The sequence below is a fragment of the Endozoicomonas sp. ALC013 genome, from assembly GCF_049310205.1.
Classification (GTDB): domain Bacteria; phylum Pseudomonadota; class Gammaproteobacteria; order Pseudomonadales; family Endozoicomonadaceae; genus Endozoicomonas.
This window is the reverse complement of sequence record NZ_JBLYNS010000376.1, coordinates 1-1,379: the sequence shown is the minus strand read 5'-3', so window position 1 is coordinate 1,379 and position 1,379 is coordinate 1. Positions and strand designations below refer to the sequence as shown.

Genomic DNA, 1,379 nt, shown 5'->3' with positions numbered 1-1,379 from the left:
ACAATGAACCCCGGGCAATTCAATATATTCTGGCTGCTGGACAACCGTTGGTATTGGTGGCTTTTCAGAAACTGTATCTGGTTGCCAAGGTTGGAAAAGTATTGAGTTGATTTCTGTATTTAACGAAAGCATGAATTTGTCCATGTCCTATTTGTTTTGGACATATTTGATTGCAAAATAGTGGAAAAGTTGCATATTAATGGCTTGCATTAATTATTGAATTTTTAGCTATTAAAATGAATATGGTGATATTGGCGTGGGAAAAACAGGTAACGAATAAACCGGGAACTGCCGACCCTGACCCGAATATTTCATAAATGTGCTCCCTCACCCCCCCCCTTTGAATTTGTCCCGGAATAACTTCATCATTTTACTCAGTCCGGGCTAATCAATTACCAGAGCCAAGTCCCGGGTCAGGAAAAAGTGGAATCAGCAGTTTTTCGCACTCTGCATGGCCTTTTTTGCGAGCGGTGTCCCGGGGCGTCAAGCCGTCGCTGCTTTTTACACTAATGTCAATGCCGGGAGCTGTAAGTAACGCTTTGATAGACCCTGCCCGGCCAAATTCGGCAGCGCAGTGCAGAGGTGTGAGACCCTTGATTGTTTTCACATTGACGTCAATGCCCTTGGCGTTCAATAACAGCAGGACGCACTCTACGTTGTCGCCTATGGCAGCCCACTGCAGGGGCGTAAGGTGCCCAGGTAGTGCCATATTGACGTCAATGCCTTTGGCGTTCAATAACACCATGATGCAGTCTGTATAGCCAGATTGGGCAGCGCAGCTCAGGGGCGTCATGCCTGAAGACGAAGTCAAATTGACGTCAATGTCGTCAGCAGTCAGTAATACCTTGATGCACTCTGCGAAGTCTTCTACAACAGCGCAGTACAGGGGCGTATAGCCATAGAAGCACTTAACATTGACGTCAATGCCGTCGGCGGACAGTAATTCCTTGATGCACTCTGCGTGGCCTTCTGCGACAGCACAGTACAGGGGCGTATAGCCATCGTCATTCTGCACATTGACGTCAATGCCATCGGCGGTCAATAACGCCCTGACACACACTACGTGGCCTTCTGAGGCAGCACCGTGCAAGGGCGTCAAGCTATCGTTATGTGTCACATTGACGTCAATGCCTGTGGTGTTCAACAACTCCGTGACGCACTCTGCGTGACCTCTCAAGGCAGCATAGTACAGGGGGGTCACGCCATTGTTATTCTTCACATTGACGTCAATGCCGTGAATGGTCAGTAACGCCCTGACGAACGCTACGTGCCCGTTTTCGGCAGCGATGTGCAGGGGCGTCGAGCCATGGATATTTTTCTGGCTAACCTGCGGGTTGCCCGGTTTCAACAGGTATTCCAATCCAGGCAAATTACCGGAG

General features: G+C 49.2%; 1 protein-coding gene. It reads right to left on the bottom strand.

Features of this window, described 5'->3' with window-relative positions:
* Positions 1–388 precede the first annotated feature (388 nt).
* The coding region (locus ACO6V1_RS23930; protein ID WP_422469100.1) for an ankyrin repeat domain-containing protein at positions 389–1,379 on the bottom strand (991 nt) is incomplete at its 5' end.